The sequence below is a fragment of the Agrobacterium sp. 16-172Ci genome, assembly GCF_053522725.1.
This window is the reverse complement of sequence record NZ_JBNWBW010000014.1, coordinates 60,284-86,658: the sequence shown is the minus strand read 5'-3', so window position 1 is coordinate 86,658 and position 26,375 is coordinate 60,284. Positions and strand designations below refer to the sequence as shown.

At 60.5% G+C, this 26,375-nt stretch carries 26 protein-coding genes; 13 read left to right on the top strand and 13 right to left on the bottom strand.

The features are described from left to right. Positions 1-48: 48 nt before the first annotated feature. Together ACQZ40_RS14340 and ACQZ40_RS14335 are read right to left on the bottom strand one after the other, a co-directional pair. Positions 49-1,278 carry a hypothetical protein gene (locus tag ACQZ40_RS14340; RefSeq protein WP_065655533.1) on the bottom strand — a complete coding sequence of 410 codons (1,230 nt, stop codon included), beginning with the start codon at positions 1,276-1,278 and terminating at the stop codon, positions 49-51. A 274-nt stretch (positions 1,279-1,552) separates the two neighbouring features. Next, complete coding sequence (locus ACQZ40_RS14335) at positions 1,553-2,149, bottom strand: DUF1134 domain-containing protein (protein WP_003522931.1); 597 nt, start codon at positions 2,147-2,149, stop codon at positions 1,553-1,555. A 251-nt stretch (positions 2,150-2,400) separates the two neighbouring features. On the opposite strand from ACQZ40_RS14335, the gene chpT reads away from it, so the two are divergent. The 3 genes from chpT (at position 2,401) to ACQZ40_RS14320 (ending at position 4,848) form a co-directional block, all read left to right on the top strand. After that, entirely contained in the window at positions 2,401-3,048 is a 648-nt protein-coding gene (gene chpT / locus ACQZ40_RS14330) for a histidine phosphotransferase ChpT (protein ID WP_003522930.1), read from the top strand. Positions 3,049-3,133: 85 nt separating this feature from the next. Then, on the top strand, positions 3,134-3,661 hold the full coding sequence (locus ACQZ40_RS14325; RefSeq protein ID WP_078051679.1) for a GNAT family N-acetyltransferase: 528 nt from the start codon (positions 3,134-3,136) through the stop codon (positions 3,659-3,661). A 140-nt stretch (positions 3,662-3,801) separates the two neighbouring features. Next, positions 3,802-4,848, top strand: a complete 1,047-nt coding sequence (locus tag ACQZ40_RS14320; RefSeq protein ID WP_448748200.1) for an alpha/beta hydrolase family protein — start codon at positions 3,802-3,804, stop codon at positions 4,846-4,848. Here the strand turns inward: ACQZ40_RS14320 and ACQZ40_RS14315 are convergent. Beyond that, complete coding sequence (locus ACQZ40_RS14315) at positions 4,845-5,375, bottom strand: GNAT family N-acetyltransferase (protein ID WP_065655530.1); 531 nt, start codon at positions 5,373-5,375, stop codon at positions 4,845-4,847. The two genes, ACQZ40_RS14320 and ACQZ40_RS14315, sit on opposite strands and share 4 nt — an antisense overlap. A 150-nt stretch (positions 5,376-5,525) precedes the next feature. Next, positions 5,526-6,230 (bottom strand): response regulator transcription factor CtrA, encoded by a 705-nt coding sequence (gene ctrA / locus ACQZ40_RS14310; RefSeq protein WP_003522926.1) that lies wholly within the window; start codon positions 6,228-6,230, stop codon positions 5,526-5,528. Positions 6,231-6,710: 480 nt separating this feature from the next. Here ctrA and ACQZ40_RS14305 point away from each other — a divergent pair, with 480 nt between their 5' ends. Then, positions 6,711-7,061 (top strand): flagellar export protein FliJ, encoded by a 351-nt coding sequence (locus ACQZ40_RS14305; protein ID WP_003491821.1) that lies wholly within the window; start codon positions 6,711-6,713, stop codon positions 7,059-7,061. Between the two features lie 286 nt (positions 7,062-7,347). After that, complete coding sequence (locus tag ACQZ40_RS14300) at positions 7,348-7,551, top strand: DUF1059 domain-containing protein (RefSeq protein WP_003522925.1); 204 nt, start codon at positions 7,348-7,350, stop codon at positions 7,549-7,551. Between the two features lie 121 nt (positions 7,552-7,672). Here ACQZ40_RS14300 and ACQZ40_RS14295 read toward each other — a convergent pair whose 3' ends face one another. From ACQZ40_RS14295 to cysQ, 4 genes are all read right to left on the bottom strand, one after another. After that, entirely contained in the window at positions 7,673-7,954 is a 282-nt protein-coding gene (locus ACQZ40_RS14295; RefSeq protein WP_003522924.1) for a GNAT family N-acetyltransferase, read from the bottom strand. Between the two features lie 224 nt (positions 7,955-8,178). Further along, positions 8,179-8,454 carry a CtrA inhibitor SciP gene (sciP, locus tag ACQZ40_RS14290; protein ID WP_003491799.1) on the bottom strand — a complete coding sequence of 92 codons (276 nt, stop codon included), beginning with the start codon at positions 8,452-8,454 and terminating at the stop codon, positions 8,179-8,181. A gap of 190 nt (positions 8,455-8,644) precedes the next feature. After that, positions 8,645-9,685: a DUF2793 domain-containing protein gene (locus tag ACQZ40_RS14285; RefSeq protein ID WP_448748199.1), complete on the bottom strand. Its 1,041-nt coding sequence runs from the start codon at positions 9,683-9,685 to the stop codon at positions 8,645-8,647. Positions 9,686-10,005: 320 nt separating this feature from the next. Next, positions 10,006-10,794: a 3'(2'),5'-bisphosphate nucleotidase CysQ gene (gene cysQ / locus ACQZ40_RS14280; protein WP_080856717.1), complete on the bottom strand. Its 789-nt coding sequence runs from the start codon at positions 10,792-10,794 to the stop codon at positions 10,006-10,008. Between the two features lie 334 nt (positions 10,795-11,128). Between cysQ and ACQZ40_RS14275 the strand changes: the two genes are divergently transcribed. The 6 genes from ACQZ40_RS14275 (at position 11,129) to ACQZ40_RS14250 (ending at position 16,812) form a co-directional block, all read left to right on the top strand. Continuing rightward, a complete protein-coding gene (locus ACQZ40_RS14275) occupies positions 11,129-12,031 on the top strand; it encodes a branched-chain amino acid ABC transporter permease (RefSeq protein ID WP_004430050.1) in 903 nt (300 codons plus the stop codon). Positions 12,032-12,080: 49 nt separating this feature from the next. Then, positions 12,081-13,433 (top strand): high-affinity branched-chain amino acid ABC transporter permease LivM, encoded by a 1,353-nt coding sequence (livM, locus tag ACQZ40_RS14270; protein ID WP_371259707.1) that lies wholly within the window; start codon positions 12,081-12,083, stop codon positions 13,431-13,433. Beyond that, positions 13,433-14,311 carry an ABC transporter ATP-binding protein gene (locus tag ACQZ40_RS14265; RefSeq protein ID WP_065656760.1) on the top strand — a complete coding sequence of 293 codons (879 nt, stop codon included), beginning with the start codon at positions 13,433-13,435 and terminating at the stop codon, positions 14,309-14,311. The genes livM and ACQZ40_RS14265 overlap by 1 nt, the downstream gene beginning before the upstream one ends. Continuing rightward, a complete protein-coding gene (locus tag ACQZ40_RS14260) occupies positions 14,311-15,039 on the top strand; it encodes an ABC transporter ATP-binding protein (RefSeq protein ID WP_125145471.1) in 729 nt (242 codons plus the stop codon). Before ACQZ40_RS14265 ends, ACQZ40_RS14260 begins: the two co-directional genes overlap by 1 nt. Positions 15,040-15,220: 181 nt before the next feature. Continuing rightward, the gene (locus ACQZ40_RS14255) at positions 15,221-15,574 is read left to right on the top strand and encodes a DUF6867 family protein (protein ID WP_003522917.1); all 354 of its coding nucleotides are present in this window, start codon (positions 15,221-15,223) and stop codon (positions 15,572-15,574) included. Between the two features lie 119 nt (positions 15,575-15,693). Beyond that, on the top strand, positions 15,694-16,812 hold the full coding sequence (locus tag ACQZ40_RS14250; protein ID WP_004430064.1) for a branched-chain amino acid ABC transporter substrate-binding protein: 1,119 nt from the start codon (positions 15,694-15,696) through the stop codon (positions 16,810-16,812). A gap of 135 nt (positions 16,813-16,947) precedes the next feature. On the opposite strand, the gene ACQZ40_RS14245 is transcribed toward ACQZ40_RS14250, so the two are convergent. The 5 genes from ACQZ40_RS14245 to ACQZ40_RS14225 form a co-directional block, all read right to left on the bottom strand. After that, a complete protein-coding gene (locus ACQZ40_RS14245) occupies positions 16,948-17,472 on the bottom strand; it encodes an AAA family ATPase (RefSeq protein WP_448748198.1) in 525 nt (174 codons plus the stop codon). 274 nt (positions 17,473-17,746) lie between these two features. Beyond that, complete coding sequence (locus ACQZ40_RS14240; protein ID WP_065656763.1) at positions 17,747-18,676, bottom strand: response regulator; 930 nt, start codon at positions 18,674-18,676, stop codon at positions 17,747-17,749. Further along, positions 18,673-22,068 carry a hybrid sensor histidine kinase/response regulator gene (locus ACQZ40_RS14235; protein ID WP_448748197.1) on the bottom strand — a complete coding sequence of 1,132 codons (3,396 nt, stop codon included), beginning with the start codon at positions 22,066-22,068 and terminating at the stop codon, positions 18,673-18,675. The genes ACQZ40_RS14240 and ACQZ40_RS14235 overlap by 4 nt, the downstream gene beginning before the upstream one ends. A gap of 31 nt (positions 22,069-22,099) precedes the next feature. Further along, entirely contained in the window at positions 22,100-22,870 is a 771-nt protein-coding gene (locus ACQZ40_RS14230; protein ID WP_448748196.1) for an SDR family oxidoreductase, read from the bottom strand. A gap of 157 nt (positions 22,871-23,027) precedes the next feature. After that, on the bottom strand, positions 23,028-24,062 hold the full coding sequence (locus tag ACQZ40_RS14225; RefSeq protein ID WP_065656766.1) for a glutamine synthetase beta-grasp domain-containing protein: 1,035 nt from the start codon (positions 24,060-24,062) through the stop codon (positions 23,028-23,030). A gap of 481 nt (positions 24,063-24,543) precedes the next feature. Here ACQZ40_RS14225 and ACQZ40_RS14220 point away from each other — a divergent pair, with 481 nt between their 5' ends. Continuing rightward, a complete protein-coding gene (locus ACQZ40_RS14220) occupies positions 24,544-24,750 on the top strand; it encodes a DUF2735 domain-containing protein (RefSeq protein WP_065656767.1) in 207 nt (68 codons plus the stop codon). A 331-nt stretch (positions 24,751-25,081) separates the two neighbouring features. After that, positions 25,082-26,371, top strand: a complete 1,290-nt coding sequence (urtA, locus tag ACQZ40_RS14215; RefSeq protein ID WP_035219970.1) for an urea ABC transporter substrate-binding protein — start codon at positions 25,082-25,084, stop codon at positions 26,369-26,371. Positions 26,372-26,375: the final 4 nt, after the last annotated feature.

Genomic DNA, 26,375 nt, shown 5'->3' with positions numbered 1-26,375 from the left:
GGGTAAGCCGCACACTCAACGCGAGGTACAACCACACCCGTTGAGGGCCTAATGTTCCCGCTTCTCCATTACCACCTTTGCCCGCTTCGCAAGGCTCTCCCGCCCAGATGAGCCGGAGGCCTTGGCGAGTAGCGCCGGGATGGGCGATTTTTCGCCCTCCTGTGCGGCGGTGAGCGCGATCATCTCGGCGGCGATCCTTGCGATTTCGCGGCGGATGGGTTCGTCATTGCCGGTGCCGCGCACGTTCAGCAGGCGTTCGGTGAGCGCGGTGCCCTGATTGCGGATATCCTCGATTTCCTGCTCCAGACCTTGCGACGCCGCTGGCTCCGTCACGACCGGGGGGGCTGGCTCCGCTGCGGCCATCGCCGGTGCCGCCTCTTCTTCGGCGGCGGGTGCGGTTTCAAGCGCGGCGGCGGGGGCAGGTGCCGGCGGTTGCGATGGGCTAGTCGTTTTCTCGACCGGCACGGCCGGGTTCGGCAGGCGAATGATCATGTCGTTGGCGCGGCCGCCGGTTGCGGCAAGCTGTTCCTTGAGGCGGGCGACTTCCTGGTTGCGCAGCGTCAGCATCGTGTCGAGATCGGCATTTTTCGCCATGAGCGTAGCGACCTGTTCCTCCAGCCGGGTGACCTTGCGGCTTTCGCGCGCAACCGCCGTCATCGCTTCCTTGTTGCGGGCGGCCACATCCTGCAATTCGCGGGTGGCGGTCTCGCCTTCCTTGCGGAAACGCGTGGCGCTCTGCTTGGCCTGCTCAGCTTCCAGATCGCGGGTGGCGGCGAGGATTTTCGAATCATCCAGCTCGCGCGTCAGATTGGTGAGGCGGGCGGTGAGATCGGACATCTGGCTGGCGCGCTCGTTGGCGGCCTGCTCCTGCTGTGCGAGGTTCGCCTGTATGATGCCGGCGTGTTCTTCGGCGGCATCAAGCGCTGCGCGCAATTCGCCGATTTCCAGCGTCAGCTCCTCGATTTTCAGGGAGAAGCTGCGGTTCTGCTCGCCAAGGCGATAGGCATCGCTGGAAGCGGCTTCGTTGGCGAGGCGCAGCGAGGTGTTCTTTTCCCGTTCCGTATCCAGTTCCTGGCGGACCTTGGCGTTTTCGGCGGCGTAGAGCGCACGCGCCATGTCCTTCTGGGCGCGCACTTCCTGCGGGCTGATGGGCATCGTCGCGCGTATGCGGTTTTCCGTATAGGCGACGATGCGGCGGTGGATCGCGGGTGCGATCAACAGGGCCAGCAGGGTTGCGGTGAGAAAACCCAATCCGAAGAGAATGGCATATTCGATCACGCGGGACAGTCTCCGAAACTCAGATGCGCGCGCATTCGGAAAGAGGGGCGCGAAAGCACGTTACGCTATTATTGCAACCGTGGGGAGGGGGCTCCCGGCAATTGCACAGGCGGTGTCGGCGCCACTTGTTTCTTCTCCCCGAGGGGGAGAAGTCCGCGGCAGCGGGATGAGGGGGAAAGGGTAGTGAGATACGGCAACGTTGCCCCCTCATCCGACCCTTCGGGCCACCTTCTCCCCGGCGGGGAGAAGAAAGATGCCGCACCGTCCCGTCTTATCAGAAGGGGTTCCAGGTCGGCTGCTGGGTGAGCTTCAGGTAACCGACATTGATGCCGAGGCGCGCGCCGATGCCGGTGCGGATGGGGGCAAGCGTTACGTCGCTGCTCTTCAGATAGGTCATGCCGACGCCGGCGACGATGAACGCGGAGCCGCTCACACCGCCGTAACGGCGGTAAAGCGCATCGACGGAGGGCAGGTTGTAGACCAGCATCATGGCGCGGGTGCCCTGGCCGCCATAATCGAGGCCGAGGGAGGGGCCCTGCCAGAAGACGGGGTGCTGGCCGGCATTCTTGGTGTAAAGCGTGCCTTCGCCATAGGTGAGGCCCGCGACGAAGGCGCCGGAGCCTTCCTGGCCCAGAATGTAACCGTTTGGAAGACCGTATTGCTGGAAGGCGCGCTCCACCACCTTGGCAAGGCCGCCGGTGGTTTCACCGAAGAATCCGTGGCCTGCATCCACGACTTCCTGGAAAGAATATTGATCGCTGTTCTGGGCCGCGGCCGGTGCGACCCATATCAGGAGGCTCGCAAGGAGCGCGACAATCTTTCCCAGTCCGAGGCGTGCAATGGTGCGGGTTTTCGTAAGGCGCATCGTCATGTCCGTCCGTCTGTTTCGTTAGCGCATCGGTTCGAAAATCCGAATCGGTTTTCGAAAGGGCCGATGCCCAGAGTCAAAGTTCTACAGCATGTTTCGCGCATCCTTGCGGATACACGGGGCTCCAGTGTGGCCTGTTAAGGCATTTGGCATTTTGAAACCATCCTATTAACAATCGGTTTACCAAATATGGTGTCATTATGGCTTAACAATTTCCACACCGTCCGCGCCTCCCTTGCGCAGGAGAGAATTTTATGACCAGCAAACTCAATATCACGCTGTCCGGTCCCGATCTGGCGGCTCTTCTGTGCAGCCGTGTGTGCCATGATGTGATTTCTCCTGTCGGCGCCATCAATAACGGCCTCGAACTCCTGGACGAGGGCGGCACGGATGACGATGCGCTCGATCTCATCCGCACGTCAGCCCTTAACGCATCCGTGCGGCTGAAGTTCGCCCGCCTTGCTTTCGGCGCTTCCGGCTCCGCCGGCGCGTCCATCGACACCGGCGAGGCCGAAAAAGCCGCCCAGGATTTCGCCGCCGCTGAAAAGAAGGCGGAGGTGAGCTGGAACGGCCCGCGCGCCATCGTTGCGAAGAATCGTGTCAAACTTCTGCTCAATCTCTTCCTCGTGGCTTATGGCGCCATTCCGCGCGGCGGCAATGTGGATGTGCTGCTGGAAAGCCCCGACGGCGACGCCAGGTTCGAAATCACCGTCAAGGGCCGGATGATGCGCGTGCCGGCCAAGTTCGTGGAAATTTACGAGGGCAGGCTGGAAGAGGCGGTCGATGCCCATTCCGTTCAGCCCTATTACACGCTGCTTCTGGCCGAGGAGGCCAATATGGCGGTGGAATACAAGGTGCATGACGACCGCATCGTGTTTACCGCCAAGACGGTTGCCGAGTGACCGTTCAATCGCCGATCTGAATTTGTGAAAGGGCCGGGGCTGCGTCTGCCGACGCGCCGGCCTTTTTCGTTTGGGGAGCATGTTCATGACACGTCTGACAACCGCTCGCCTTGTCCTGCGGCCGCATGCCATCGCGGATGAAGCGCTCTATCGCGCCTTCTGGGGCGCGGATGTTCCGCAGATCGAAGGGGTCGTATCGATTGCGCCGCTGGACCCGGAACTCGCCTTCGCCCGGCTTTTGCGTTTTCTGGGCCATTGGTCCGCGTTCGGCTTCGGCCCCTTTGTGGTGGAAGAGCTTGCCACGGGGCGCATCGTGGGCGAGGTGGGCTTTGCCCATATGCGCCGTGGTAACGGTGAGGATTTCGACGGCGTGCCCGAGGCGATGTGGAAAATCGACGGGGCGCTGGTGGGCAAGGGTGTCGCGACAGAGGCGGTGGAGGCGGCGCTGCGATGGTTCGATGGCCGCGGGATTTCCCAGCGGACCGTCTGCATGATCAATCCGCTCAACAGCCCGTCGCTGGCCATAGCCGCCCGATTCGGTTTCCGGCCATTTCGCGATACGACGTTCCGCGACAGTCCCGTTCGGCTTTTCGAGCGGATCGTTGATATCTAGAGCATTTCTGAACGCGGCTTTCTCAAGCACACGGTGTTGCTGTCTCCAATCGCGTTTCAGGACGACCTGAAACCTGTTTGAGGTCTCGGCGGGCGGCGGATTGAACCAGGAGTTGGTCCATATCAACTCCGGAGCATCCCATGCGCTATCTTCTTGCGGCGGTCATCGTCATTTTTTCCACTGTCCAGTCCTCAGCGGCGGAAAGCGGCATCGGTTTTAAACAGATCGAATTGCCGGATGAGGCCGGTTCGAGAAGGCTAGCCGTTTCATTGTGGTACCCGGCCGCGCCGTCGGGCAAAAGCGAGATCGTCGGCGAAAATGCCGCCTTTTACGGTCTTGAGGTTCAACCGGGCGCTTCCCTTCTTGACGGCTCGCGCCCTCTCATATTGCTGTCGCACGGTTTCGGTGGAAGCTGGCGCAATCTGAACTGGATTGCCGGTGAGCTTGTTCGGGAAGGTTATGTCGTGGCCGCCCCGGATCACGGCGGCGAATCGTTCACCGAAGAAAATGCGGCTGAGATCGTTCCATTGTGGGAACGGCCGCGCGACATCAGCAGAACGCTGACCGCATTGCTCGACGATGACCGATTCGCCGGCAGGATCGACGCGACGCGCATCGCCGTAATCGGCCATTCCCTCGGCGGCTGGACCGCAATCGAGCTGGTTGGCGCGCGATACAGCGCCGATCTTGCCCTGAAGGATTGCCGCGGGGAGAAGCGCCCGCCGCAATGCAAGGCTCCGCGGCTGCTCGCCAAAGTCGGGGTTGTCGGTGACGGCAGGGCCGATCCGCGGCTTTCGATGGATTTGAAGGATACCCGCATCCGCGCCGCCATTGCGCTCGATCTCGGGCCGGCCGCCGGTTTCCTGCCCGAGACGCTGCAAGCCGTCGGCGTGCCGGTTCTCATTCTGGCCGCGGGTGTGGAAACACCGGAGATCGCCGCCATCAAGGCCGATTCCGACTATATCGCCCGGCATCTGCCAAAGGCGACGACCGTTTATCGGGAGATACCGGATGCCAGCCATTTCAGCTTTATGCAGATTTGTAGGCCGAACGGCGAAAAGATCGTGGAGGAGCTTTCACCGGGCGAAGGTTTCGTCTGCCGGGATGGCGGCGGTAGGGACCGCGCGGCCATCCATGCGCAGATCGCGCAGGCAATCCTCGGCTTTCTGAAAGCGGAGATGCGCTAGGTCGGGTTTTCCGGAAGCCTCGTGGCCGGATGGTGCCGATAAACGAGGTCTTCGGGATCGGAACGGGGTGCCGCCGGGTCGAGCCTGCCGCCGATTCGTTCGGCGACGGCCGCGGATTTGCGGTTCTGCGGCGAGACGTAGCTGACAAGCGTGGGCAGGTTCAGGGTCTTGAAGGCCCAGTCGCGCAGCGCCGAGGCGGCTTCCGCCGCATAACCGCGCCCTTCATGGCCTTCGTAAAGCAGCCAGCCCAGTTCCTTTTCCGGAAACAGCGGACCGTGATTGATGCCGACCTGGCCGACACATTGTCCCGTTTCGCCAAGCTCGATCATCAGTGCGCCATGGCCGAAAAAGTACCAGTTAGCCTGATCGTGGCAGAACACGCCCCATGTCGAGGGCAGGTCGTAAGGACCGCCGACACCGATGGAGCGTGGCGACGCCATGAAGTCCCGATAGGCGGGAAAGTCTGGGATCATCAGCGGGCGCAGCGTCAGGCGTTCGGTCCTGAGGGTGGGGATAGGGTGGTTCATCTGCCGTTGTCCCTTGGCGGTGCGTAGCCAGGTTTTCTTCCCTCATTCCTGTGACAAGCACAGAAATGAGGGAGAATAAATCTTCAAATCGCAACAAAAAACCCGCCGTTTCCAGCGGGTCTTTTAAAAACTGTCCTGTTCCGGAATGGATCAGGCGGTTTCGAGGAATTCCGTCGCGCCATCCGGCTCGCGCAGAACATAGCCGCGGCCCCAGACGGTTTCGATGTAGTTTGCGCCGCCGGCGGCGTTTGCGAGCTTCTTGCGCAGCTTGCAGATGAAGACGTCGATGATCTTCAGTTCCGGCTCGTCCATGCCGCCATAGAGGTGGTTCAGGAACATTTCCTTGGTCAGCGTCGTGCCCTTGCGCAGCGAAAGCAGCTCGAGCATCTGATATTCCTTGCCGGTCAGGTGAACGCGCTGGCCGCCCACTTCAACCGTCTTGGCATCGAGATTGACGATCAGCTCGCCGGTGGCGATGACCGACTGTGCATGGCCCTTGGAACGGCGGACGATGGCGTGAATGCGGGCAACAAGCTCGTCCTTGTGGAACGGCTTGGTCATGTAATCGTCTGCGCCGAAGCCGAGACCGCGAACCTTGTCCTCGATGCCGGCCATGCCGGACAGGATGAGGATCGGCGTCTTGACCTTGGAGAGGCGAAGCGTTCTCAGAACCTCATAACCCGACATGTCGGGCAGGTTGAGGTCGAGAAGAATAATGTCGTAATCATAGAGCTTGCCGAGGTCCACGCCTTCCTCACCGAGGTCGGTCGTGTAGACGTTAAAGCTCTCCGACTTGAGCATCAGTTCAATGCTCTGCGCTGTCGCGCTGTCGTCTTCAATAAGTAGAACCCGCATAATTATCCCCTTTGCCGCCCGCGAACCGGTAAATCATTGCCTCGCGCGATGCGGATCCAGACGTTGCCTGATTTGCAGGCTGCCACCAAATGGTTAACAAATTCTAATTGCCTTTGGCAAGGTGTATCGAATTTATTAAGCAAAGTAGGCATTTCGCTGTTTTTGCACGTGAATCCACCATCGCCAAAATTGAAGCTTAACGTGAGGAAATCCCGTTAAGTGATTCAATCGACTCTTACATCGTCGGGTCCATTTTTTTGGACCTGGCATTTACCGACCCTTAAATGATCGTCGTTATCATTAACGATGCCCGTAAACGAAAGGTTAACGACGGCGGTTTTTTATTAACGTCGGGTAACTTTTGGGAATCATTCCGGGACAGGGGTCAACCCTTACGGAAAAACGGGCGGGTTAAACGGGCCGATCAGGGTGGCATAGTGCCTTTTTGATCCGGGTCTCGCTATCCATGGAGTATTGCGTATGAAGTCGCGTGACAGCCTGGTTCGCCTGAAGGAATTTCAGGTCAATGAAAAACGCCGGCAGCTTAACCAGCTGCAGCAGATGATGTCCGAGTTCGAGCGGATGGCAAAGGAACTGGTGCATCAGATATCTCTGGAAGAAAGCAAGTCGGGCATTACCGATCCGACGCATTTCGCCTATCCGACCTTCGCCAAGGCCGCGCGCCAGCGGGCGGATAATCTTCAGGTCTCGATCCGTGAGCTGAAGGCCCAGCAGGAAGCGGCCGAAGCTTCGCTGGAAGAAGTGCAGGCCGAATATGAAAAGGCCGCCGCACTGGAAAACCGCGACGGAGCCATCCGCGCCCGCGCCTGATCTATAGGCGCAGGAAATTACGAAGATCGTCCTCATTGACGGCTGCCGGTGGATCAGGAGGCGGCTTTCAATGACGGGACGCCATGCATTTTTCGAAAGGCCGCTCCTTAAGGGCGGCCTTTTGTTTTGCCGCGTCGCCGGTGTTTCCCGCCGGGATGGTCAGGCCTGATTTCGATTGTCCGGAGGTGGGGAAAGGCGTATTTTACGGGGGTTCCGACCGTGAGCCGGAGGCTTTTACGCGCACGCGCCCCGTGCGGGTGCGGGCGGCACTTGCAGGGAGGAAAAAATGGCCCGCCAATATATCGATTGCCGCGAATTCCCCAGTGACAGCAGATGCACCGTCGCCATCTCCGCCGATTCTCCGGAGGAGCTTATGGAAGCGGCCGTGCAACACGCCGTGGCTGTGCACGGCGCAAAGGATACGCTCGAATTCCGTGAAGAAGTCCGCCGGAGCATGCATGCCGGGACGCCGCCATTGAAGGTGGCGTGAAAAACCGGATTGACCTGTTTTACGATTTGGAACGGTTGCATGTTTCTTCTCCCCGGCGGGGAGAAGAAACATGCCGCGACGCTTGCGATTATTCTGCCCTCAGACAGAAGATAAAGCGCCCTTACCCCTGAATTACATCCGCCCATTCGGCATGGCGTAATGTCTGGGCCTTGAAGAACGGGCAGAGCGGAATGATTTTCCAGCCGCCCTTGCGGGCTTCATCGATCGCATGGGCGGCGAGCGCCTGGCCGACGCCTTTGCCGCGCAGCGCATCGGGCACGCCGGTATGATCGATGATGATGAGGGAAGGGGAGGTGCGCGAATAGGTCATCTCCGCCTTGTGGCCGTCGATGGTCGCCGAATATTCGCCGTGCGATCCGGTTTCGGTTGTCTTGATGTCCATGATGAGCGCCTTCCGCATTGCTGTTGGTTGTCGCCACTGTAACGGCTTGCATCCGAATTGAAACAGCGGGATAGCGAACGCAGCGGACACAAACCGGCGACAATCGCCGGTTTTGTGGGGCAGTTCTCAGGGAGGATCCGAAATCAAACCGAAAACCCCGTCGATAATCCGGCGGGGCGTTCTGTAAACTCGGTCTGGGCGCGTTTTCGCGCTGGCGCACTGTTTTAGTGGCGATATTGCTGAATGCGCGTGGTGCGCAGGCCGGCAAGGCCATGATCGGCAATTGAGGACTGCCAGGACAGGAATTCTTCGACGGTGAGCGTATAACGCTCGCAGGCTTCCTCGAGGCTCAACAGTCCACCGCGTACCGCTGCAACCACCTCCGCCTTTCTGCGAATGACCCAGCGACGGGTATTGGCAGGCGGAAGATCCGCGATCGTCAGAGGGCTGCCATCGGGGCCGATGACATATTTAACTCGTGGGCGTATCATTTCGGTCATTGGACACTCTATACAAACTCAAGACCATATGACGGGAACTCTATCCCGGTACCTTTAAAAATTGCCTAAGCAGCTCGTGACAATTTATTAAGAATTTGAACGGTTTCGCCTGATTTGTTCGAGTCGCCTTATTTTGCCGGGAAAAAATTTTCCAAAAATCCCAATTTTTCTCTCTCATCGGTTGTTTCCGTCAGAGTGCCGCAAGCGAAAGACACGTTTTCCCGCCGCCCTGGGTAAATTCCGCCGTTCCCTCATGCTGCAGCCGCAGGCGGTCGCCGGCATCGAGGGAAAGGATGGAGGTTGCCGACTGCGATGTGCCTGACGTCGACGCATTGCCGGCGATGCCGAAGCTGGCCGCCGCGCCATTGATGAAAAGCGTTACCCGGTGGCCGGAAGAGGAGGCCACGGCGAGCGTCAGGGCCGCCAGATAAGGGCCCTTTGCCGGCACCACGAGTTCACGCCCGCCGCCGCTCACCGCATCGCCGAGCGCAAAGCCGCCCTCGGCGATGGAGAGCACGGAAAAACCTGCCGCCGCGCCATTGGCGGGTTTCGTCGTGCCCGCCGGCAGGCCGGCAACAGTGAGCGGGCGGTTCGGCATCGAGACCCGGCCGTCGCCGCTGCACAGAAGTGCGGTGTGCCATGAGGCGCCATCCTTGCTGGTCTTGATCGAAAACCCGTCAGTGCCGGCAAGGCCCATTTCCGCCCGGCCGCTCCAGCCGGACTGGAACAGCAGCGAGGCGGTATCGCCCTTGCCCGACTTGTTGATCGTCATGCGGTGGCTGCCGCCTTCTTCGGTGTGGGTGAAGAGGCTGGCGGGGGAGGTGAGCGCCAGCCGATTGGTGGCGTCGGCCTCGGTGCCGATGCCCAGCCTTTCCAGCCGGCCGGCGGCCGGCAGCGGCATGTCGCGCCAGCTGCCGTCGCGCAGGATGCGATATCTGCTCTCGTCCGCAAACCACGCCGTCCAGCCCGGCTGCGGCGTGATCGAGAGCCAGGCGCCATCCTGCCGGAAGGCGAGCCTGCCGCCCTTGCCGGCCCAGTCGCCCGCAGCATCGGCGGAGAGGAGGAAACAATCCCCTTCCGCTGCATTATCGGGCGGTGTGGTGATGACGGCCTTGATGACCAGTTGCACAATTGCGTCCAGCCTTTGCAGGGCTTCGTTATGGGTGACGTGTTTCTGTGCCTGCGAGGGGAGGATATAGGGAAGCCGAAGTCTCGCCGTCTGTTCCGTCATGATGTGCCTTCCGCGCTGCGGTGTTTCGTTGCGGGGCATTGTGGGGCGGTGGCGTGGGGTGGGGATGAGTGGGGATGGATTATTTTTTGGGGGGCTTGGCGTATGCGGTTTACCCCCCTCTGCCCTGCCGGGCATCTCCCCCTCAAGGGGGGAGATCGGCAGGAAGCGCTACCACCGCTTCATTTGCAAACGTCGTGATAGGCGAGACCTATCCACGAGTCGATCTCCCCCCTTGAGGGGGAGATGCCCGGCAGGGCAGAGGGGGGTGAAGCGGCAAACGCCGAAGCTCACCAATGGCCGCAGCAAGCGCCGAGCGCCCGTTACCCCGCGCGTTCCACCGCCATCGCCCCTTCGGCAATGAAATCCGGATTGGCCAGCGCATCCTCGCCATCGCCCCTCACCGCATATGCAAGCGGCCTGCCCTCGCAATCGAGCGTCCTGCCGCCGGCCGCACGCAGCACGGCGTCGCCGGCGGCCGTGTCCCACATCATGGTGCGGCTGAAGCGGGGGTAGATATCGGCGGCGCCCTCTGCCAGCATGCAGAATTTCAGCGAAGAGCCGACGGAAATGCAGTCCTTCAGCCCGTGTTCGGCCACAAAGGCTTCCGTTTTCGCCGTGCAATGCGAGCGGCTGATCAGCGCCACGGGGGAGGCGCCGCGCTGGCGCGCGCGGATGGGGTGGCGCGACAGGATGGCGCCTTCGCCTGATATGGCGAGCTTTTCGGCGGCATTGTCCTCGCCCGTCCAAGCCTGTCCGCGGCAGGGGGCGTAAACCACGCCGGCCACCGGAACGCCGTTGCGGATGAGCGCGATGTTGACGGTGAAATCGTCCTTGCCCGAAATGAATTCCTTGGTGCCATCCAGCGGGTCGACGAGGAAGAATTCCGCACCGGTTTCCGGCAGGATGCCGCTCGATACCGCCTCTTCGGCAACAACGGGGATGTCGGGAAAATGGGCGGCCAGCGCCGCAAGAATGATCGCCTCGGCGCGCTGATCGGCCTCGGTCACCGGCGAACAGTCGTCCTTATACGACACATGCGGGCCGGCACGGTGGACCGCCATGATGGCCTGCCCGGCGTCCAGCGCCGCTTTCGTCAATATGTCGATCATCTCTTTGCCAATTGATCCCGTCTGCGGGATATCGCCGTTCCGATCTTCGCTACTCCTTTGCCCGCTGCCCGTCAAATAATGGCGTCGGACAATGCTGAAATAAGCATCCGGCCGTCATTTTTTCAGCACTTCCTGCCAAAATCATGGCTCTTTTGACCGGGAAAGCGGCAGTCCATGTGGAAATTCCAAATTTTGTGCAGGATAGCCCGTTTTTGACTTCACATTTTTAACGAACACGATATGCATTTTGAGGGTGGGGGTCTGCCTTCAAGGGCGCCCCTATAATTAACATAACGAGGCGTGGCCCATTCGAGGTCGTGCCCGGGGGAAAGACATGGAGTATTTTATCCAGCAGCTCATCAACGGGCTGACTCTTGGATCGATCTACGGCCTCATCGCTATCGGCTATACGATGGTTTACGGCATCATCGGCATGATCAACTTCGCCCACGGCGATATTTTCATGCTCGGCGGCTTTGCCGCGCTGATCGTTTTCCTGATCGTGACATCCTTTGTCGCCGGCATTCCGGTGGCGCTTCTTCTGCTTCTGATGATGGTCGTCGCCATGCTGATGACCGGCCTGTGGAACTGGGTGATCGAACGCGTCGCCTATCGCCCGCTCAGAGGCTCCTTCCGTCTTGCACCGCTGATCACGGCCATCGGCATGTCGATCGCGCTGTCCAACTTCATCCAGGTGACGCAGGGTCCGCGCAACAAGCCGATCCCGTCGATGGTGACGGAAAGCTATCATTTCGGCGCCATTACCGTGTCGCTGAAGCAGCTCATCATCATGGTCGTTACCTCGGTGCTGCTCTTCGCCTTTTGGTATATCGTCAACAAGACCCCGCTCGGTCGGGCGCAGCGCGCCACCGAACAGGATCGCAAGATGGCGGCACTGCTTGGCGTCGATGTCGACAAGACGATCTCCATCACCTTCATCATGGGTGCGGCGCTCGCCGCTGTCGCGGGCACCATGTATCTCATGTATTACGGCGTTGCCTCCTTCAGCGATGGCTTCATTCCCGGCGTCAAGGCGTTTACGGCGGCCGTTCTCGGCGGCATCGGCTCGCTTCCGGGCGCTGTTCTCGGCGGTCTGCTGATCGGCCTCATCGAATCGCTGTGGTCGGCCTATTTCTCCATCGCCTACAAGGATGTCGCGGCATTCGGCATCCTGGCTTTCGTGCTGATCTTCAAGCCGACCGGCATTCTCGGTCGTCCGGAAGTCGAGAAGGTGTGATCCCATGACCAATATCGCTTCCGACAACGCTGCTTCCAGCCCGAGCCTGATGGCGGCGGCTGTGAAGGAGGGCCTGATTGCGGGCCTCATCTCGTTCGGCATGTTCATTCTTTATGTCGGCATCGTCACCTATCAGGATATCAACAACCAGCTGATCTGGGGCACCCGCTGGGGGCTTCTGGCGGTCTTCGTCGGCATTGCCGCTGTCGGCCGTTTCCTCGTCGTCGGCTTCATCAAGCCGTCGCTCGATCGTCGCAAGCTGGCCAAGGCCAAGAGCGGCGTGCTGGAGATTTCCGAAGAGAAGGGCTTTTTTCACAAGCACTTCCTGAAGCTGGCGCTGGTCCTGCTGCTGCTTTATCCCGTTATCGCCGTGCAATTGTTCGGCTTTCAGGGTTCGCTGAAATTCGTCGACAATTTCGGCATCCAGATCCTGATCTATGTGATGCTGGCCTGGGGCCTCAACATCGTCGTCGGCCTCGCTGGCCTGCTCGATCTCGGTTACGTGGCCTTTTATGCGGTCGGCGCCTATTCCTATGCGCTGCTCTCCAGCCATTTCGGGCTGTCCTTCTGGGTGCTCCTGCCGGTCGCCGGCATTCTCGCGGGCTTCTGGGGCATCATCCTCGGTTTTCCGGTTCTTCGTCTTCGCGGCGACTATCTGGCAATCGTGACGCTCGCCTTCGGTGAAATCATCCGCCTCGTGCTTTTGAACTGGACGGATGTGACCAAGGGTACCTTCGGTATTTCGGGCATCGCCAAGGCGTCCGTCTTCGGCATCTGGTCCTTCGATGTGGGCGCGTCGAACAATTTCGCCAAGGCCTTCGGCCTGTCGATGTCGTCGGCCTATTACAAGATCTTCCTGTTCTACGTGATCCTGCTGCTTTGCATGCTGACGGCCTATGTGACCATCCGCCTGCGCCGCATGCCAATCGGCCGTGCCTGGGAAGCGCTGCGCGAGGACGAGATCGCCTGCCGTTCGCTCGGTATCGATACCGTCATCACCAAGCTCACCGCCTTTGCGACGGGCGCGATGTTTGGCGGTTTTGCCGGTTCCTTCTTCGCCGCGCGTCAGGGTTTCGTGTCGCCGGAAAGCTTCGTGTTCCTCGAATCCGCCGTTATCCTCGCCATCGTCGTTCTTGGCGGCATGGGCTCGCTGACGGGTATCGCCATTGCGGCGCTGGTCATGGTCGGCGGCACCGAGCTTCTGCGTGAAATGGAGTTCCTGAAGCATGTCTTCGGGCCCGACTTCACGCCTGAACTTTACCGTATGCTGCTCTTCGGCCTTGCCATGGTCATCGTCATGCTGTTCAAGCCGCGCGGCTTCGTCGGCTCGCGTGAACCCACGGCCTTCCTCAAGGAACGCAAGGCCGTCTCCGGCAGCTTTACCAAGGAAGGTCACGGTTGATGGCTTCCGGAACAACTACAATGACACCCAATACGATTGGCGACACGATCCTCAAGGTCGAACATCTCTCGATGCGCTTTGGCGGCCTGATGGCCATCAACGACTTCTCCTTCGAGGCGAAGCGCGGCGAGATCACCGCGTTGATCGGCCCGAACGGTGCGGGCAAGACCACGGTCTTCAACTGCATTACGGGCTTCTACAAGCCGACCATGGGCATGATCACCATGCGCCAGCAAAGCGGCGAGGCGCATCTTCTCGAGCGCCTGCCGGATTTCGAAATCACCAAGAAGGCCAAGGTGGCGCGCACCTTCCAGAACATCCGCCTGTTTTCGGGGCTGACGGTTCTGGAAAACCTGCTGGTGGCGCAGCACAATGCGCTGATGAAGGCCTCGGGTTACACGATCCTCGGACTTCTCGGCCTGCCCGCTTACCGGCGGGCGGTGGATGCCTCTATCGAAAAGGCCAAATACTGGCTTGAAAAGGCCGATCTGATCGACCGCGCCGACGATCCGGCCGGCGATTTGCCCTATGGTGCGCAGCGCCGTCTGGAAATCGCCCGCGCCATGTGCACGGGGCCGGAGCTTCTGTGCCTCGACGAGCCGGCCGCCGGCCTTAACCCGAAGGAATCGCTGGCGCTCAACGCGCTCCTGCGCGGCATTCGCGACGAGGGCACGTCGCTGCTCCTCATCGAGCACGACATGTCCGTGGTGATGCAGATTTCCGACCATGTGGTGGTTCTGGAATATGGCCAGAAGATTTCCGACGGCACGCCGGACCATGTGAAGAACGACCCGAAGGTCATCGCCGCCTATCTGGGTGTCGAGGATGATGAAGTGGAAGACGTGATTGCGGAAGAACTCGACGGAGGAGCGGCCTAATGTCCGGTGAACCGCTTCTGAAAGTCCAGGGTGTCGAAACCTATTATGGCAATATCCGTGCTCTGGCCGGTGTCGATGTCGAGGTCAAAAAGGGTGAGATCGTCAGCCTGATCGGCGCCAACGGCGCCGGCAAGTCAACGCTGATGATGACCATCTGCGGCAGCCCGCAGGCGCGCGCCGGCCAGGTGATCTTCGACGGCGAGGATATTACCCAGCTGCCGACCCATCTGATCGCCCGCAAACGCATTGCCCAGTCGCCCGAAGGCCGCCGGATTTTCCCGCGCATGACGGTGCTGGAAAACCTGCAGATGGGCGCCAATCTCGATAACCTGAAATATTTCAAGGAAGACGTCGAGAAGATCTTCGTGATGTTCCCGCGCCTGAAGGAGCGCCAGAGCCAGCGGGGCGGCACGCTTTCCGGCGGTGAGCAGCAGATGCTCTCCATCGGCCGCGCGCTGATGGCACGGCCGAAGCTCCTGCTGCTGGACGAGCCGTCGCTCGGTCTCGCACCCTTGATCGTCAAGGGCATTTTCGAAGCGATCAAGAAACTCAACCAGGAAGAGGGGCTGACCGTCTTCCTCGTGGAGCAGAACGCCTTTGCCGCGCTCAAGCTTTCCGACCGCGCTTATGTGATGGTCAACGGCAAGGTGACGATGAGCGGTTCGGGCAGGGAACTGCTCGCCGATCCGCAGGTGCGCGCCGCCTATCTCGAAGGCGGACGACACTGAAAGATTTTACTTGCGCCGGAAATTTTGCGGCGCAAGACTGCAAACGGCGGCCTGTCGTCCTTTCGGCAAACCCTAAGGATCCATGGCGGGGTGCAAACAATAAAATGCCCGGCGGGAAAACGACGGGACGACAGACAAGGCAGGGTCAGGGCGTTTCTGCCCGGCACTGATGGGGAAAGAGATGCAGGGCCTTTTTTTCGAAACGGATAACGGCGTGCGGTATGTTCTGCGCGCGCTGGTTGTTCTTCTGGGTTTCTGGACGGCATGGCGCACGGGCAAGTCCGTGGCCGATGGCTGGGGCGGTTATACGCGGGTGGTTATCTATACGCTCGCTCTGGGTGTGGTGATGCGGTTTCTGCATCACGCGCTGTTCAATGGGCCGTTCATCAACGGCTTCTATTACGTGTTTGACGTCGTTCTTCTTCTGGTTTTTTCCAGCGTCGGTTTCCGCACGCGCCGGACAAGCCAGATGGTCAATAACTACTATTGGCTTTACGACCGGACATCGGCATTTTCCTACAAGAAGAAAGATTGACAGGCGGATTTTTCCGGCTGCACAATGCTCGTCAGAGTGGAACAGTTTCCTGTTCAGTGAAGGTGGGTACTGAACAGGTCCTTGCAATCAACCCATCCAAAGGAACTGGGAGTAAAGTAATGAAGAAGTCTCTTCTTTCCGCTGTTGCGCTGACCGCCATGGTCGCGTTTGGCGGTTCGGCCTGGGCCGATGTCGTGATCGCTGTCGGCGCACCGCTGACCGGCCCGAACGCTGCTTTCGGCGCTCAGATCCAGAAGGGTGCCGAACAGGCCGCGAAAGACATCAATGCCGCCGGCGGTATCAATGGCGAGCAGATCAAGATCGTGCTGGGCGACGACGTATCCGACCCCAAGCAGGGTATTTCGGTTGCCAACAAGTTCGTCGCTGACGGCGTGAAATTCGTTGTCGGTCACTTCAACTCCGGCGTTTCCATTCCGGCTTCTGAAGTTTACGCCGAAAACGGCATTCTCGAAATCACACCCGCCGCAACCAACCCGGTCTTTACCGAGCGCGGCCTTTGGAACACGTTCCGTACCTGCGGCCGTGACGACCAGCAGGGCGGCATTGCCGGCAAGTACCTGGCCGATCATTTCAAGGACGCCAAGGTCGCCATCATTCACGACAAGACGCCTTACGGTCAGGGCCTTGCCGATGAAACCAAGAAGGCTGCCAATGCCGCCGGCGTGACGGAAGTCATGTATGAAGGCGTCAACGTCGGCGACAAGGACTTCTCCGCGCTGATCTCCAAGATGAAGGAAGCCGGCGTTTCCATCATTTACTGGGGCGGCCTGCACACCGAAGCCGGCCTCATCATCCGCCAGGCGGCTGACCAGGGCCTCAAGGCCAAGCTCGTTTCGGGCGACGGTATCGTCTCGAACGAACTTGCTTCCATCGCCGGCGACGCCGTCGAAGGCACGCTCAACACCTTCGGCCCCGATCCGACGCTGCGCCCGGAAAACAAGGAACTGGTAGAGAAGTTCAAGGCCGCCGGCTTCAACCCGGAAGCCTACACGCTCTACTCCTATGCCGCGATGCAGGCGATTGCCGGTGCGGCGAAGGCCGCCGGTTCCGTGGAGCCGGAAAAGGTTGCCGAGGCCCTGAAGTCCGGCACCTTCCCGACCGCGCTCGGCGACATCTCCTTCGACGAGAAGGGCGACCCGAAGCTTCCCGGCTACGTCATGTACGAATGGAAGAAGGGTCCGGACGGCAAGTTCACCTACATCCAGCAGGGCAGCTAAGCCCTTCTGCGACACCCTATCGAAGCCCGGCAGCGATGCCGGGCTTTTTGTTTGCGGTCTCGACGCGGGTTTGAGTTTGTCACCGTCTCGCAACTGCTCGAAAACCGCTGAGGCCCATTCTCTTGCCAGAGCGCCTCAGTCGATCCGCGTCAGAATAAAGTCCGCGCGTTCCTCTATGCCGGATTTCGGAAGCACGGAAATATCGTAGCCAAGCTCGTCATAGTCGCGGAGCAAACGCTCATATTCCTCGACCGCCGCATCGAAGCCATGCTTGCGCTCGCTGTCGCCCCTGTAGATTTCCGGCCATGGCGGGGTGAGGAAGACCAGACGATTATAGCGGTGTGCAGCCACCAGCGTCTCGATGAAGGCATCGCCATTTATATGGCGAAGCGCTGAGGCGGCATCGATCAGGCCGCGATCGAAGAAGACCGGGCCTTCCGGTGGGGCTTTTTGCCGGTCTTCGAGCGCCATGGCGATGGCGCGGCGGGCAAAGGCTTCGATGTCGATCCACGGCAGGGCCGTGCCGCCATTGCGGGTTTCTTCGATGACGATGCGGCGGCCGGGTTCTTCCACGGTGGCGAAACCGCGTCGGGCAAGCTCGGCGAGAAGCGTGGATTTTCCGCCGCCGGAGCAGCCGGAAAGGATGGTGAAACGGTCCATGGGAACGTCCTCCTTGTTGGGGGATGCGAGGTATGTTTGGGGGAATAGGTTGCGGCGTTGCCGCCTGTTTCTTCTCCCGAGGGGGAGAAGGTGGCCCGAAGGGTCGGATGAGGTGGCAACGTTGCCGGATTTCGGAGGGCTAGCCCCCTCATCCCGCTGCCGCGGACTTCTCCCCGGCGGGGAGAAGAAACAAGCGGCGGACGCTCGCCCAATAAGCGGACGTCGTGAACTCAAGCGGAATATGTCGGACAACCTACCATAATAATGGCTGTCGTCACCCCTGATGCAGAATATGCGCCGCCTTCACGGCCGCCGATGCCCGGTTTTCCACCCCGAGCTTCACATAGATCTGCTCCAGATGCTTGTTCACGGTTCTCGCGGAAAGGCCGAGGATATCGCCAATATCGCGGTTGGATTTGCCCTTCGCGATCCACAGCAGCACTTCCGATTCCCGGGCGGTGAGGGAAAAATGCTCGCGCAGCAGGTGATCGCCGGATTTCTCATTGGCGGCCGTGAGGCGGAAGAGGAATTCATCCGGCCCCATCGCGCCGAGGAAAGACAGTTGCAGGGCGGGCCGCCCGGCCTCGGTGATCGTCAGCGGCACGTCGCGGCCGGTTTCCGCCGCCGCCCGTTCTGCGAGCCAGCGGCCGATATGGCTGGTGACGATTTCCATGCCGTCGTCGCGGCCCGTGGCGGCGTTGACGAGGCGCGTCGCCTGCGGCGTCGACCAGTGGATGGCGCCATTGGCGCGCACGGCGAGCAGGTGGCGGCCGGCGGCATCGAGCGCGACGCGGGCGCTTTGGGCCGAGCGGGCATTGGAAAGGTGCACGCGGATGCGGGCGCGCAGCTCGTCTATATTGATCGGCTTGGTCAGATAATCGACGCCGCCGGATTCGAGTGCCCGCACCACATGTTCTGTTTCCGTCAGTCCGGTCATGAAGATGACGGGCACCTGCGCCACCGCCGCATTGGCCTTCAGGCGGCGGCAGGTCTCGAAACCGTCCATGGCGGGCATGACGGCGTCGAGCAGGATGATATCGGGCGTGATGCGTTCGGCAATGTTGAGCGCGGCCTGGCCGGAGGTGGCGATGAGGGCGGAAAAGCCGGACTGTTCCAGCGCGTCGGTGAGGAATCCCAGTGCTTCCGGGCTGTCATCCACCAGCAATACGATGTCTCTCGGGGCTGCCGCCGCCTGACCGCTCATGCCTTGCCGTCTCCCGTGTCGTTATCCGCAAACCGTTTGAGAAAATGCGCGTAACCGGCCAGATCGAAGGCCTGCACATAGGTGCCGAGCTCCTGCGTGAAGGGCAGGTTTTCCGTGTTGCGGGCAAGATCGGCGAGTTTCGCCTCGATGCCGCGTATGTAGCCTATTTCGCCGAGCCGCTGCAAATCCTGAATGTGAATTGCACCGGGATGGACGATCTGCGCCACGGGCGGCGGCGATGGCGCGGGCGGCATATCCGCCTCGTAAATCCATTTCAGACCGAGATGCACGGCAAGCCTGTCGCAAAGCTGGCGGATATCGACAGGCTTGGCGATGGCGTCATTGTGGTTGTCTTCTCCAGCACCCGCCACTGTCCCGTCGCCGATATTGGCCGAGAGCATGATGAGCGGTGCAGTCTGGCCGGCTTCACGCAGTTTCGTCACAAGCTGCCAGCCGGTCATGCCGGGCATGGAAATATCGATGAGGAAAAGGTCCGGCTTCACGCCTTCGATGAGCGTCAGGCATTCCGGCCCGCTTTGCGCCGTCAGCACCACGAAATCCAGCGGCGAGAGCACCTGCCGCATCAGCTCGCGATGATCCTCGTTGTCATCGACCACGACGATGGTGCGGCGCGGGCCGGAATAGGAGCGAATGGTCTTTTCCGCCGCCGGTGCCGTGCTTGGCCGGTGCACGGCAGAGAGCATGAGGCGCACGCGGAAAGTGGAGCCTTCATCCTTTGCACTGGAAACGGAAATTTCGCCGCCAAGCGTGTTGGTGAGGAGCCTTGTGATGGTGAGGCCAAGGCCGAGGCCCGGCATGGGTCGCACGCTGTCTGCCTCGCCGCGCTGGAACGGCTCGTAGATGCGGGCGAGGTCCTTTTCGGCAATGCCGCGGCCGGTATCGGAGACGGTGAAACTCGCCACCTGGCTGCGATAACCGACATCGAAGGTGACGGCGCCCTCATCGGTGAACTTGATGGCGTTGGAGATGAGGTTGACGAGGATCTGCCGCAGCCGCTTTTCATCGGTGCGGACATATTGCGGCAGGGCCCGCGACCGGTCATGGCGAAATTCCAGCCCCTTGGCCTGCGCCTGCGGGCGGAACATATCGACGATCTGGTCGAGGAAATCCTGAATATTGATCTCGTTGGAATAGACCTGCAGACGCCCGGCCTCGATCTTGGAGATATCGAGAAGCCCGTCGATCAGGCCTGACAGGTGATCGGCCGAGCGGCGGATGACCTTGATCGCCGATTGCCGGGGCGGGGGAATGGTATCGTCGCGTTCGAGAATCTGGGCATAACCCAGAACCGCATTGAGCGGGGTGCGGAGTTCATGGCTGAGGCCCACCACATAACGGCTCTTGGCGCGGTTGGCGGCCTCAGCGGTTTCCTTGGCGTCCTGAAGCGCGGCGTCGGTTTTCTTGTGGGCGGCGATTTCCTTGAGCAGCAATGTGTTCTGGCGCGAGGATTCCTCTTCCGCCACAACCCGGCTGTCATGGGCAAGCACGAGGAACCAGCAGACGATGCCGGCGATGACGGCGAAGACGAAAAACACGATGAGGATGGTGCGGTTCACCACATCGGCCGTTTCCGGCGAGGCGGTGCCGACCTGATGGGCGATCATCGCCAATATGCCGCCGATGGCGGTGACGGCAATCGCCGCCGCCATGCCGTAGCGGCCGAGCCGGGTGGCAAGCTTCGCCACCAGCTGATCCGGCAGGAAAGATTTCGCGACGGTGGCGACCTGATAGTTGAGCTTCGCCTTCGGCTTGCACATGTCATGGCAGCGGCTGTCCAGCGAGCAGCAGAGCGAACAGATCGGCGCGGCATAGGCGGGACACCAGGCCATGTCTTCCGGCTCGAAAGGGTGTTCGCAGATGGAGCAGGTGATGCTGCTTTCTTCACGCCATTTCTGGCGCGGTTTGCGGGCCAGATAGAACCTGCCTTTCGTGCCCCAGGCAATCAGCGGCGAGGCGATGAAAGCGACGATCAGCGTCAGATAGGGCGCGAGCGATGCGGCGAGCGGCCCGAAGGCGCCGAAATGCGCCATCAGCGCAATGGTCGCCGAAAGCGCCATGGAGCCGACGCCGACGGGGTTGATATCGTAAAGATGGGCACGCTTGAATTCGATGCCGGGCGGGGCAAGGCCAAGCGGCTTGTTGATGAAAAGATCGGCCGAGATGGTGCAGAGCCACGCCATGGCGATGATCGAAAAGATGCCGAGCGTTTCTTCCAGCAGCCGGTAAATGCCGAGTTCCATTAGAAGCAGCGCGATCGCCACGTTGAAGACCAGCCAGACGACGCGGCCGGGGTGGCTGTGGGTGAGCCGCGAGAAGAAGTTCGACCAGGCGAGCGAACCCGCATAGGCGTTCATGACGTTGATCTTCAGCTGCGAGACAACCACGAAGGCGACCATCAGCAGCATGGCGGCCGTCTCGTTGGGGATCATGTAACCGAAGGCGGTGAGATACATCTGCGCCGGATCGGCGGCGCGATCCACCGAGACGCCGGAACTGAAGGTGAGCACCACGAGGAAGGAGCCAGCGAGCAGCTTCGGCACGCCAACCACGACCCAGCCCGAGCCCGCCAGGAAAACTGCAATGCGGTGGCGCAGGCGGCTTTGCCCCTCGGCCGGCAGGAAGCGCAGGAAGTCCACCTGTTCACCGATCTGCGACATCAGCGCCAGAATGACGGCGGAAGCCGCGCCGAATTCCACGAGGTTGAAATCCGCTACCGTGCCGGGCGGGCCGGAGGCGTGGTGGATGCCGGCAAAGGCCCGCCACAGATCGTATTTTTCCCAGTCCATCAAAGCGATGAACACGAAGGGCAGGATGTTCAGCACGATCCAGAAGGGCTGGGTGATGATCTGGAAACGGCTGATGAGCCGAACGCCATGGGTGACGAGCGGAATGACCATGACGGCCGAGACGATGTAGCCGATCCACAGCGGAATGCCGAGCGCCAGTTCCAGCGCGCCGGACATGATCGACGCCTCGATGGCGAAGAGCATGAAGGTGAAGGCGGCATAAATCAGCGAGGTGATGGTGGAGCCGATATAACCGAAGCTTGCGCCGCGTGTCAGCAGATCGATATCGACGCCGTGGCGGATGGCGTAACGGCTGATCGGCAGGCCGACGGCCAGCATGGCGATGGCGGCGACGAGGATGGCGTAAAAGGCGTTGGTGGTGCCGTAGGAGAGCGTGATGGCGCCGCCGATGGCTTCCAGCGCCAGAAAGGAAATCGCGCCGATGGCGGTGTGGGAAATGCGGTTGGAGGAAAATTGCCGGGCGCTCTTGGCGGTAAAACGCAGCGCATAATCTTCCAGCGTCTGGTTGGCGACCCAGCGGTTATATTCGCGCCTGACGGGGATGATGCGTTGCCGTGCCGCCATACCTATTGAGCGCCTTTCCGCAACGGGCCTCTCACAGCCGCACCGATATGCCGCCATCCACCGTCAGCACATGGCCGTTGACGAAGGAGGCCGCGTCGCTCGCCAGAAACAGGGCCGCACCGGCAATCTCATCCGGCCGGCCCCAGCGCTCCAGCGGCACCCGCAGTTTGGCGAAGGCCACCATCTCAGGATTTTCGGCAAGGGCGGCATTGGTTTCGGTGGCGAACATGCCGGGTGCGATGGCGTTGCTGGTAATGCCGCGTGCGCCATATTCCACGGCAATCGCCCGCATCAGCCCGGTCAGACCCTGTTTGGCGACAGGATAGATCGCATCCCCCGGCCGGACGATATGGCCGAGAATGGAGGTGATGGTGATGATGCGGCCGTAACCATTGGCGTTCATGGCCTCCGCGGCATCCCGCGACAGAGAGATGGAGGAGGTGAGATCGGTGCGGATCAGTTCCAGCACGTCCTCGTCGCTGAACTCGGCAAGCGGGCGGCGGTCGCGCGCGCCGACATTGTTGACGAGGATATCGAGGTGGCCGAACTCGTCCATTATGCGGCGGACAAGCGCACTTCCCGCTGTGGTATCGGCGATGTCGAAAGCGGCGTAATCAGCCTTTGCGCCGGCCGTGCGCAGCGTTTCGACCGCCTGTTCCAGCGTTTCGGTATTGCGGCCGGTCAGCCACACATGGGCGCCCGCTTCGGCAAAGGCGCTGGCGATTTCGAAGCCAAGGCCGCGGCCGCTGCCGGTGATGACGGCGGTGCGGTTTTCGAGAGAGAATTTCTGGAGAATGCCCATCGCTCACCTTCTTGCTTGACGTGCCGAAACTTCTTGGAGTTCGCGAAGGAAGAATATGCCGCGTGGGGCAGAGAGCGAAAGGTCGCCCGTCCGGCCCGGCTGTTCGGGGGACATAAAAATGGCGTCGCCCGGTTCGGGCGACGCCATCAGTTCGATATCAGGCAGCAGCCGACTTTGCGAGCGGCACTTCTGCGATCGTCTTCAGAACGACGGAAGCGATCTGGTAAGGGCAGCCCTGCGAGTTCGGACGACGGTCTTCGAGGTAACCCTTGTAACCGTTGTTGACGAAGGAATGCGGAACGCGGATCGAAGCGCCACGGTCGGCAACGCCGTAGGAGAACTTGTTCCACGGAGCGGTTTCGTGCTTGCCGGTCAGACGCAGGTGGTTGTCCGGGCCGTAAACGTCGATGTGCTCTTTCCAGTTCTTGGCGAAAGCGGCCATGAGGGCTTCGAAATATTCCTTGCCGCCAACTTCGCGCATGAACTTGGTGGAGAAGTTGCAATGCATGCCCGAACCGTTCCAGTCGGTGTCGCCGAGCGGCTTGCAATGGAATTCGACGTCGATGCCGTACTGTTCGCAAAGACGCAGCAGCAGGTAACGGGCGATCCAGATCTGGTCGGCGGCGCGCTTGGAGCCCTTGCCGAATACCTGGAATTCCCACTGGCCCTTGGCCACTTCGGCATTGATGCCTTCGTGGTTGATGCCGGCTTCGAGGCAGAGATCGAGGTGCTCTTCAACGATTTCGCGGGCAACCGAACCGACATTCTTGAAGCCGACGCCGGTGTAATAAGGACCCTGCGGAGCCGGGTAACCCTGCTCCGGGAAGCCGAGCGGGCGGCCGTCCTGGTAGAAGAAGTATTCCTGCTCGAAACCGAACCATGCATCTTCGTCGTCGAGGATGGTTGCGCGGCTGTTCGACGGATGCGGGGTGACGCCATCGGGCATCATGACTTCGCACATGACGAGTGCACCATTGGAGCGGGCCGGGTCGGGATAGATCGCGACGGGCTTCAGCACGCAATCCGACGAGTGGCCTTCGGCCTGCTGCGTGGACGAGCCATCAAAGCCCCAAAGCGGCAGCTGCTCGAGTGTGGGGAATTCGTCGAATTCCTTGATCTGGGTCTTGCCGCGCAGGTTGGGGACCGGCTTGTATCCGTCCAGCCAGATGTACTCGAGTTTGAACTTAGTCATTACGAACCTCTCATAGGTAACAATGCGAAGCCTTGAGGCCTCCCGTGGCTTTGGCCACCGAAGCGCATTCGCGTTCAAGGGCTGACCCCTTAGATGCATGCCGCGTGCCAGATTGGCGATATCAGGCGATTTTTTCGAAAAATCTTTCAGGCCCCCTGTCGCCCAGGAGCCAGGATATCACGCGCGGATGGTTCTGCTGCACTGCGGAAGGCAAATTCACCCCTCATGTTTCATCATTGAATCCTGATAGATAGCCGGCGTCTCCCGGTGGAATGCCCTGCTGCGATGCAATGATTTCGGTTGCGCGCGAGGGATTGGCATTTGCCCCAAAAACCGGCGCTTTCGGAATGGTTTTTCTTGTAGATGAGACGAATAATGCCTATATTTTTCGCAAGGTGATTTTTTTTTAATCAAACGGAGCGAATCTGGCCTTTGCGGGTTTGCTCCTGATACCAAAGTGCTTCGATGCAAACAGAGTGAGATGACCGAAATGGCGACTGGCTTTCATCGTGAGACGGCAACGATCTATCAATTCCCGATTGGCGGGCGCGCGGGCGTGTCCAAATTCCGCAACAGCGGGCTGAGTGACCTCGAGCGCGAGGCGCGCGAGCCGCATGTGGATTTCGGCTCGTGGTACCACGACGAGGCGATCCGCGACGAAGAGCGGAACGACAAGCCGCATTCCTGATCTGAGGCGTTGCCGCAGGTTTCTTCTCCCCGAGGGGGAGAAGGTGGCCCGAAGGGTCGGATGAGGGGGCTAGCTCTCCGAATACATCTACCCTTGCCCCCTCATCCCGCTGCCGCGTACTTCTCCCCCTCGGGGAGAGGAAACAAGTCGAGACCTCCCGCTCTACAGAGGCCCCTCTTCCGGTAATCCCGCCCCTGCATCTTTCGCCACCCCGCCTACGTCAATTGACGTATACGGTTTCGCTCTCATGAGATCGATAGTCCCTCCCAGCAGCGGCCGCAGATGCCGCTGAGCCTCCACGAGAGGCCAAACAAGGAGAGGGGTTCTTCCGATGATATTCCGCAAGACGCTTAGTGCCGCGCTGCTTGGCGCGATCCTGTCCACCACCGCCTTCCATGGCGCCTTTGCCGCTGACGACACTATCAAGGTCGGCGTGCTGCATTCGCTGTCCGGCACCATGGCCATTTCAGAGACCACGCTGAAAGACGCCATGCTGATGCTCATCGACGAGCAGAACAAGAAGGGCGGCGTGCTCGGCAAGAAACTTGAAGCCGTGGTGGTCGATCCGGCCTCCGACTGGCCGCTGTTCGCCGAAAAGGCTCGTCAGCTGATTTCGCAGGACAAGGTCGCCGCCGTTTTCGGCTGCTGGACGTCCTCCTCGCGCAAATCCGTTCTGCCGGTCTTTGAAGAGCTGAACTCGATCCTGTTCTACCCGGTTCAGTACGAGGGTGAAGAATCCTCGCGCAACATCTTCTACACGGGTGCAGCACCCAACCAGCAGGCCATTCCGGCCGTAGATTACCTTGCCAATACCGAAGGCGTCGAGCGCTGGGTTCTGGCCGGCACGGACTATGTCTATCCGCAGACCACCAACAAGATCCTGAAGGCCTACCTGATGTCGAAGGGCGTCAAGGAAGAGGACATCATGATCAACTACACGCCGTTCGGTCATTCCGACTGGCAGACGATCGTGTCCGACATCAAGAAATTCGGCTCGGCCGGCAAGAAGACCGCCGTGGTTTCCACCATCAATGGTGACGCCAACGTGCCTTTCTACAAGGAACTGGCGAACCAGGGCATCAAGGCTGAAGACATTCCCGTCGTTGCCTTCTCGGTCGGCGAAGAAGAGCTTGCCGGTCTTGATACCGCACCGCTGGTCGGCCACCTTGCCGCCTGGAACTACTTCCAGTCCGTCGATGCGCCGGTCAATGCCGAATTCATCAAGACCTGGCATGCCTTTACCAAGAACGACAAGCGCGTGACCAACGACCCGATGGAAGCCGCCTATATCGGCTTTAACGCCTGGGTAAAGGCCGTCGAATCCGCCGGCACGACGGATACGGACAAGGTTCTCGACTCGATTATCGGCGTTTCCGTGCCGAACCTTTCGGGCGGCTACTCCACCGTCATGCCGAACCACCACATCACCAAGCCGGTGCTGATCGGCGAAATCCAGGCCGATGGCCAGTTCGAAATCGTGCAGCAGACGCCGCAGGTGGTGGGTGACGAGTGGTCGGATTATCTGCCGGACAGCAAGGATCTGATCTCGGATTGGAGGAAGCCGATGTCCTGCGGCAACTTCAACGTGGCCAGTGGGAAGTGCGGCGGCAAGGGTAGCTGATTAG

Coding starts and splice junctions, on each gene's coding strand:
- ACQZ40_RS14335 (WP_003522931.1), bottom strand. CDS start 2,149: ATGACGATGCGCCTTACGAAAACCCGCACCATTGCACGCCTCGGACTG.
- chpT (WP_003522930.1), top strand. CDS start 2,401: ATGACCAGCAAACTCAATATCACGCTGTCCGGTCCCGATCTGGCGGCT.
- ACQZ40_RS14325 (WP_078051679.1), top strand. CDS start 3,134: ATGACACGTCTGACAACCGCTCGCCTTGTCCTGCGGCCGCATGCCATC.
- ACQZ40_RS14320 (WP_448748200.1), top strand. CDS start 3,802: ATGCGCTATCTTCTTGCGGCGGTCATCGTCATTTTTTCCACTGTCCAG.
- ACQZ40_RS14315 (WP_065655530.1), bottom strand. CDS start 5,375: ATGAACCACCCTATCCCCACCCTCAGGACCGAACGCCTGACGCTGCGC.
- ctrA (WP_003522926.1), bottom strand. CDS start 6,230: ATGCGGGTTCTACTTATTGAAGACGACAGCGCGACAGCGCAGAGCATT.
- ACQZ40_RS14305 (WP_003491821.1), top strand. CDS start 6,711: ATGAAGTCGCGTGACAGCCTGGTTCGCCTGAAGGAATTTCAGGTCAAT.
- ACQZ40_RS14300 (WP_003522925.1), top strand. CDS start 7,348: ATGGCCCGCCAATATATCGATTGCCGCGAATTCCCCAGTGACAGCAGA.
- ACQZ40_RS14295 (WP_003522924.1), bottom strand. CDS start 7,954: ATGGACATCAAGACAACCGAAACCGGATCGCACGGCGAATATTCGGCG.
- sciP (WP_003491799.1), bottom strand. CDS start 8,454: ATGACCGAAATGATACGCCCACGAGTTAAATATGTCATCGGCCCCGAT.
- ACQZ40_RS14285 (WP_448748199.1), bottom strand. CDS start 9,685: ATGACGGAACAGACGGCGAGACTTCGGCTTCCCTATATCCTCCCCTCG.
- cysQ (WP_080856717.1), bottom strand. CDS start 10,794: ATGATCGACATATTGACGAAAGCGGCGCTGGACGCCGGGCAGGCCATC.
- ACQZ40_RS14275 (WP_004430050.1), top strand. CDS start 11,129: ATGGAGTATTTTATCCAGCAGCTCATCAACGGGCTGACTCTTGGATCG.
- livM (WP_371259707.1), top strand. CDS start 12,081: ATGGCGGCGGCTGTGAAGGAGGGCCTGATTGCGGGCCTCATCTCGTTC.
- ACQZ40_RS14265 (WP_065656760.1), top strand. CDS start 13,433: ATGGCTTCCGGAACAACTACAATGACACCCAATACGATTGGCGACACG.
- ACQZ40_RS14260 (WP_125145471.1), top strand. CDS start 14,311: ATGTCCGGTGAACCGCTTCTGAAAGTCCAGGGTGTCGAAACCTATTAT.
- ACQZ40_RS14255 (WP_003522917.1), top strand. CDS start 15,221: ATGCAGGGCCTTTTTTTCGAAACGGATAACGGCGTGCGGTATGTTCTG.
- ACQZ40_RS14250 (WP_004430064.1), top strand. CDS start 15,694: ATGAAGAAGTCTCTTCTTTCCGCTGTTGCGCTGACCGCCATGGTCGCG.
- ACQZ40_RS14245 (WP_448748198.1), bottom strand. CDS start 17,472: ATGGACCGTTTCACCATCCTTTCCGGCTGCTCCGGCGGCGGAAAATCC.
- ACQZ40_RS14240 (WP_065656763.1), bottom strand. CDS start 18,676: ATGAGCGGTCAGGCGGCGGCAGCCCCGAGAGACATCGTATTGCTGGTG.
- ACQZ40_RS14235 (WP_448748197.1), bottom strand. CDS start 22,068: ATGGCGGCACGGCAACGCATCATCCCCGTCAGGCGCGAATATAACCGC.
- ACQZ40_RS14230 (WP_448748196.1), bottom strand. CDS start 22,870: ATGGGCATTCTCCAGAAATTCTCTCTCGAAAACCGCACCGCCGTCATC.
- ACQZ40_RS14225 (WP_065656766.1), bottom strand. CDS start 24,062: ATGACTAAGTTCAAACTCGAGTACATCTGGCTGGACGGATACAAGCCG.
- ACQZ40_RS14220 (WP_065656767.1), top strand. CDS start 24,544: ATGACCGAAATGGCGACTGGCTTTCATCGTGAGACGGCAACGATCTAT.
- urtA (WP_035219970.1), top strand. CDS start 25,082: ATGATATTCCGCAAGACGCTTAGTGCCGCGCTGCTTGGCGCGATCCTG.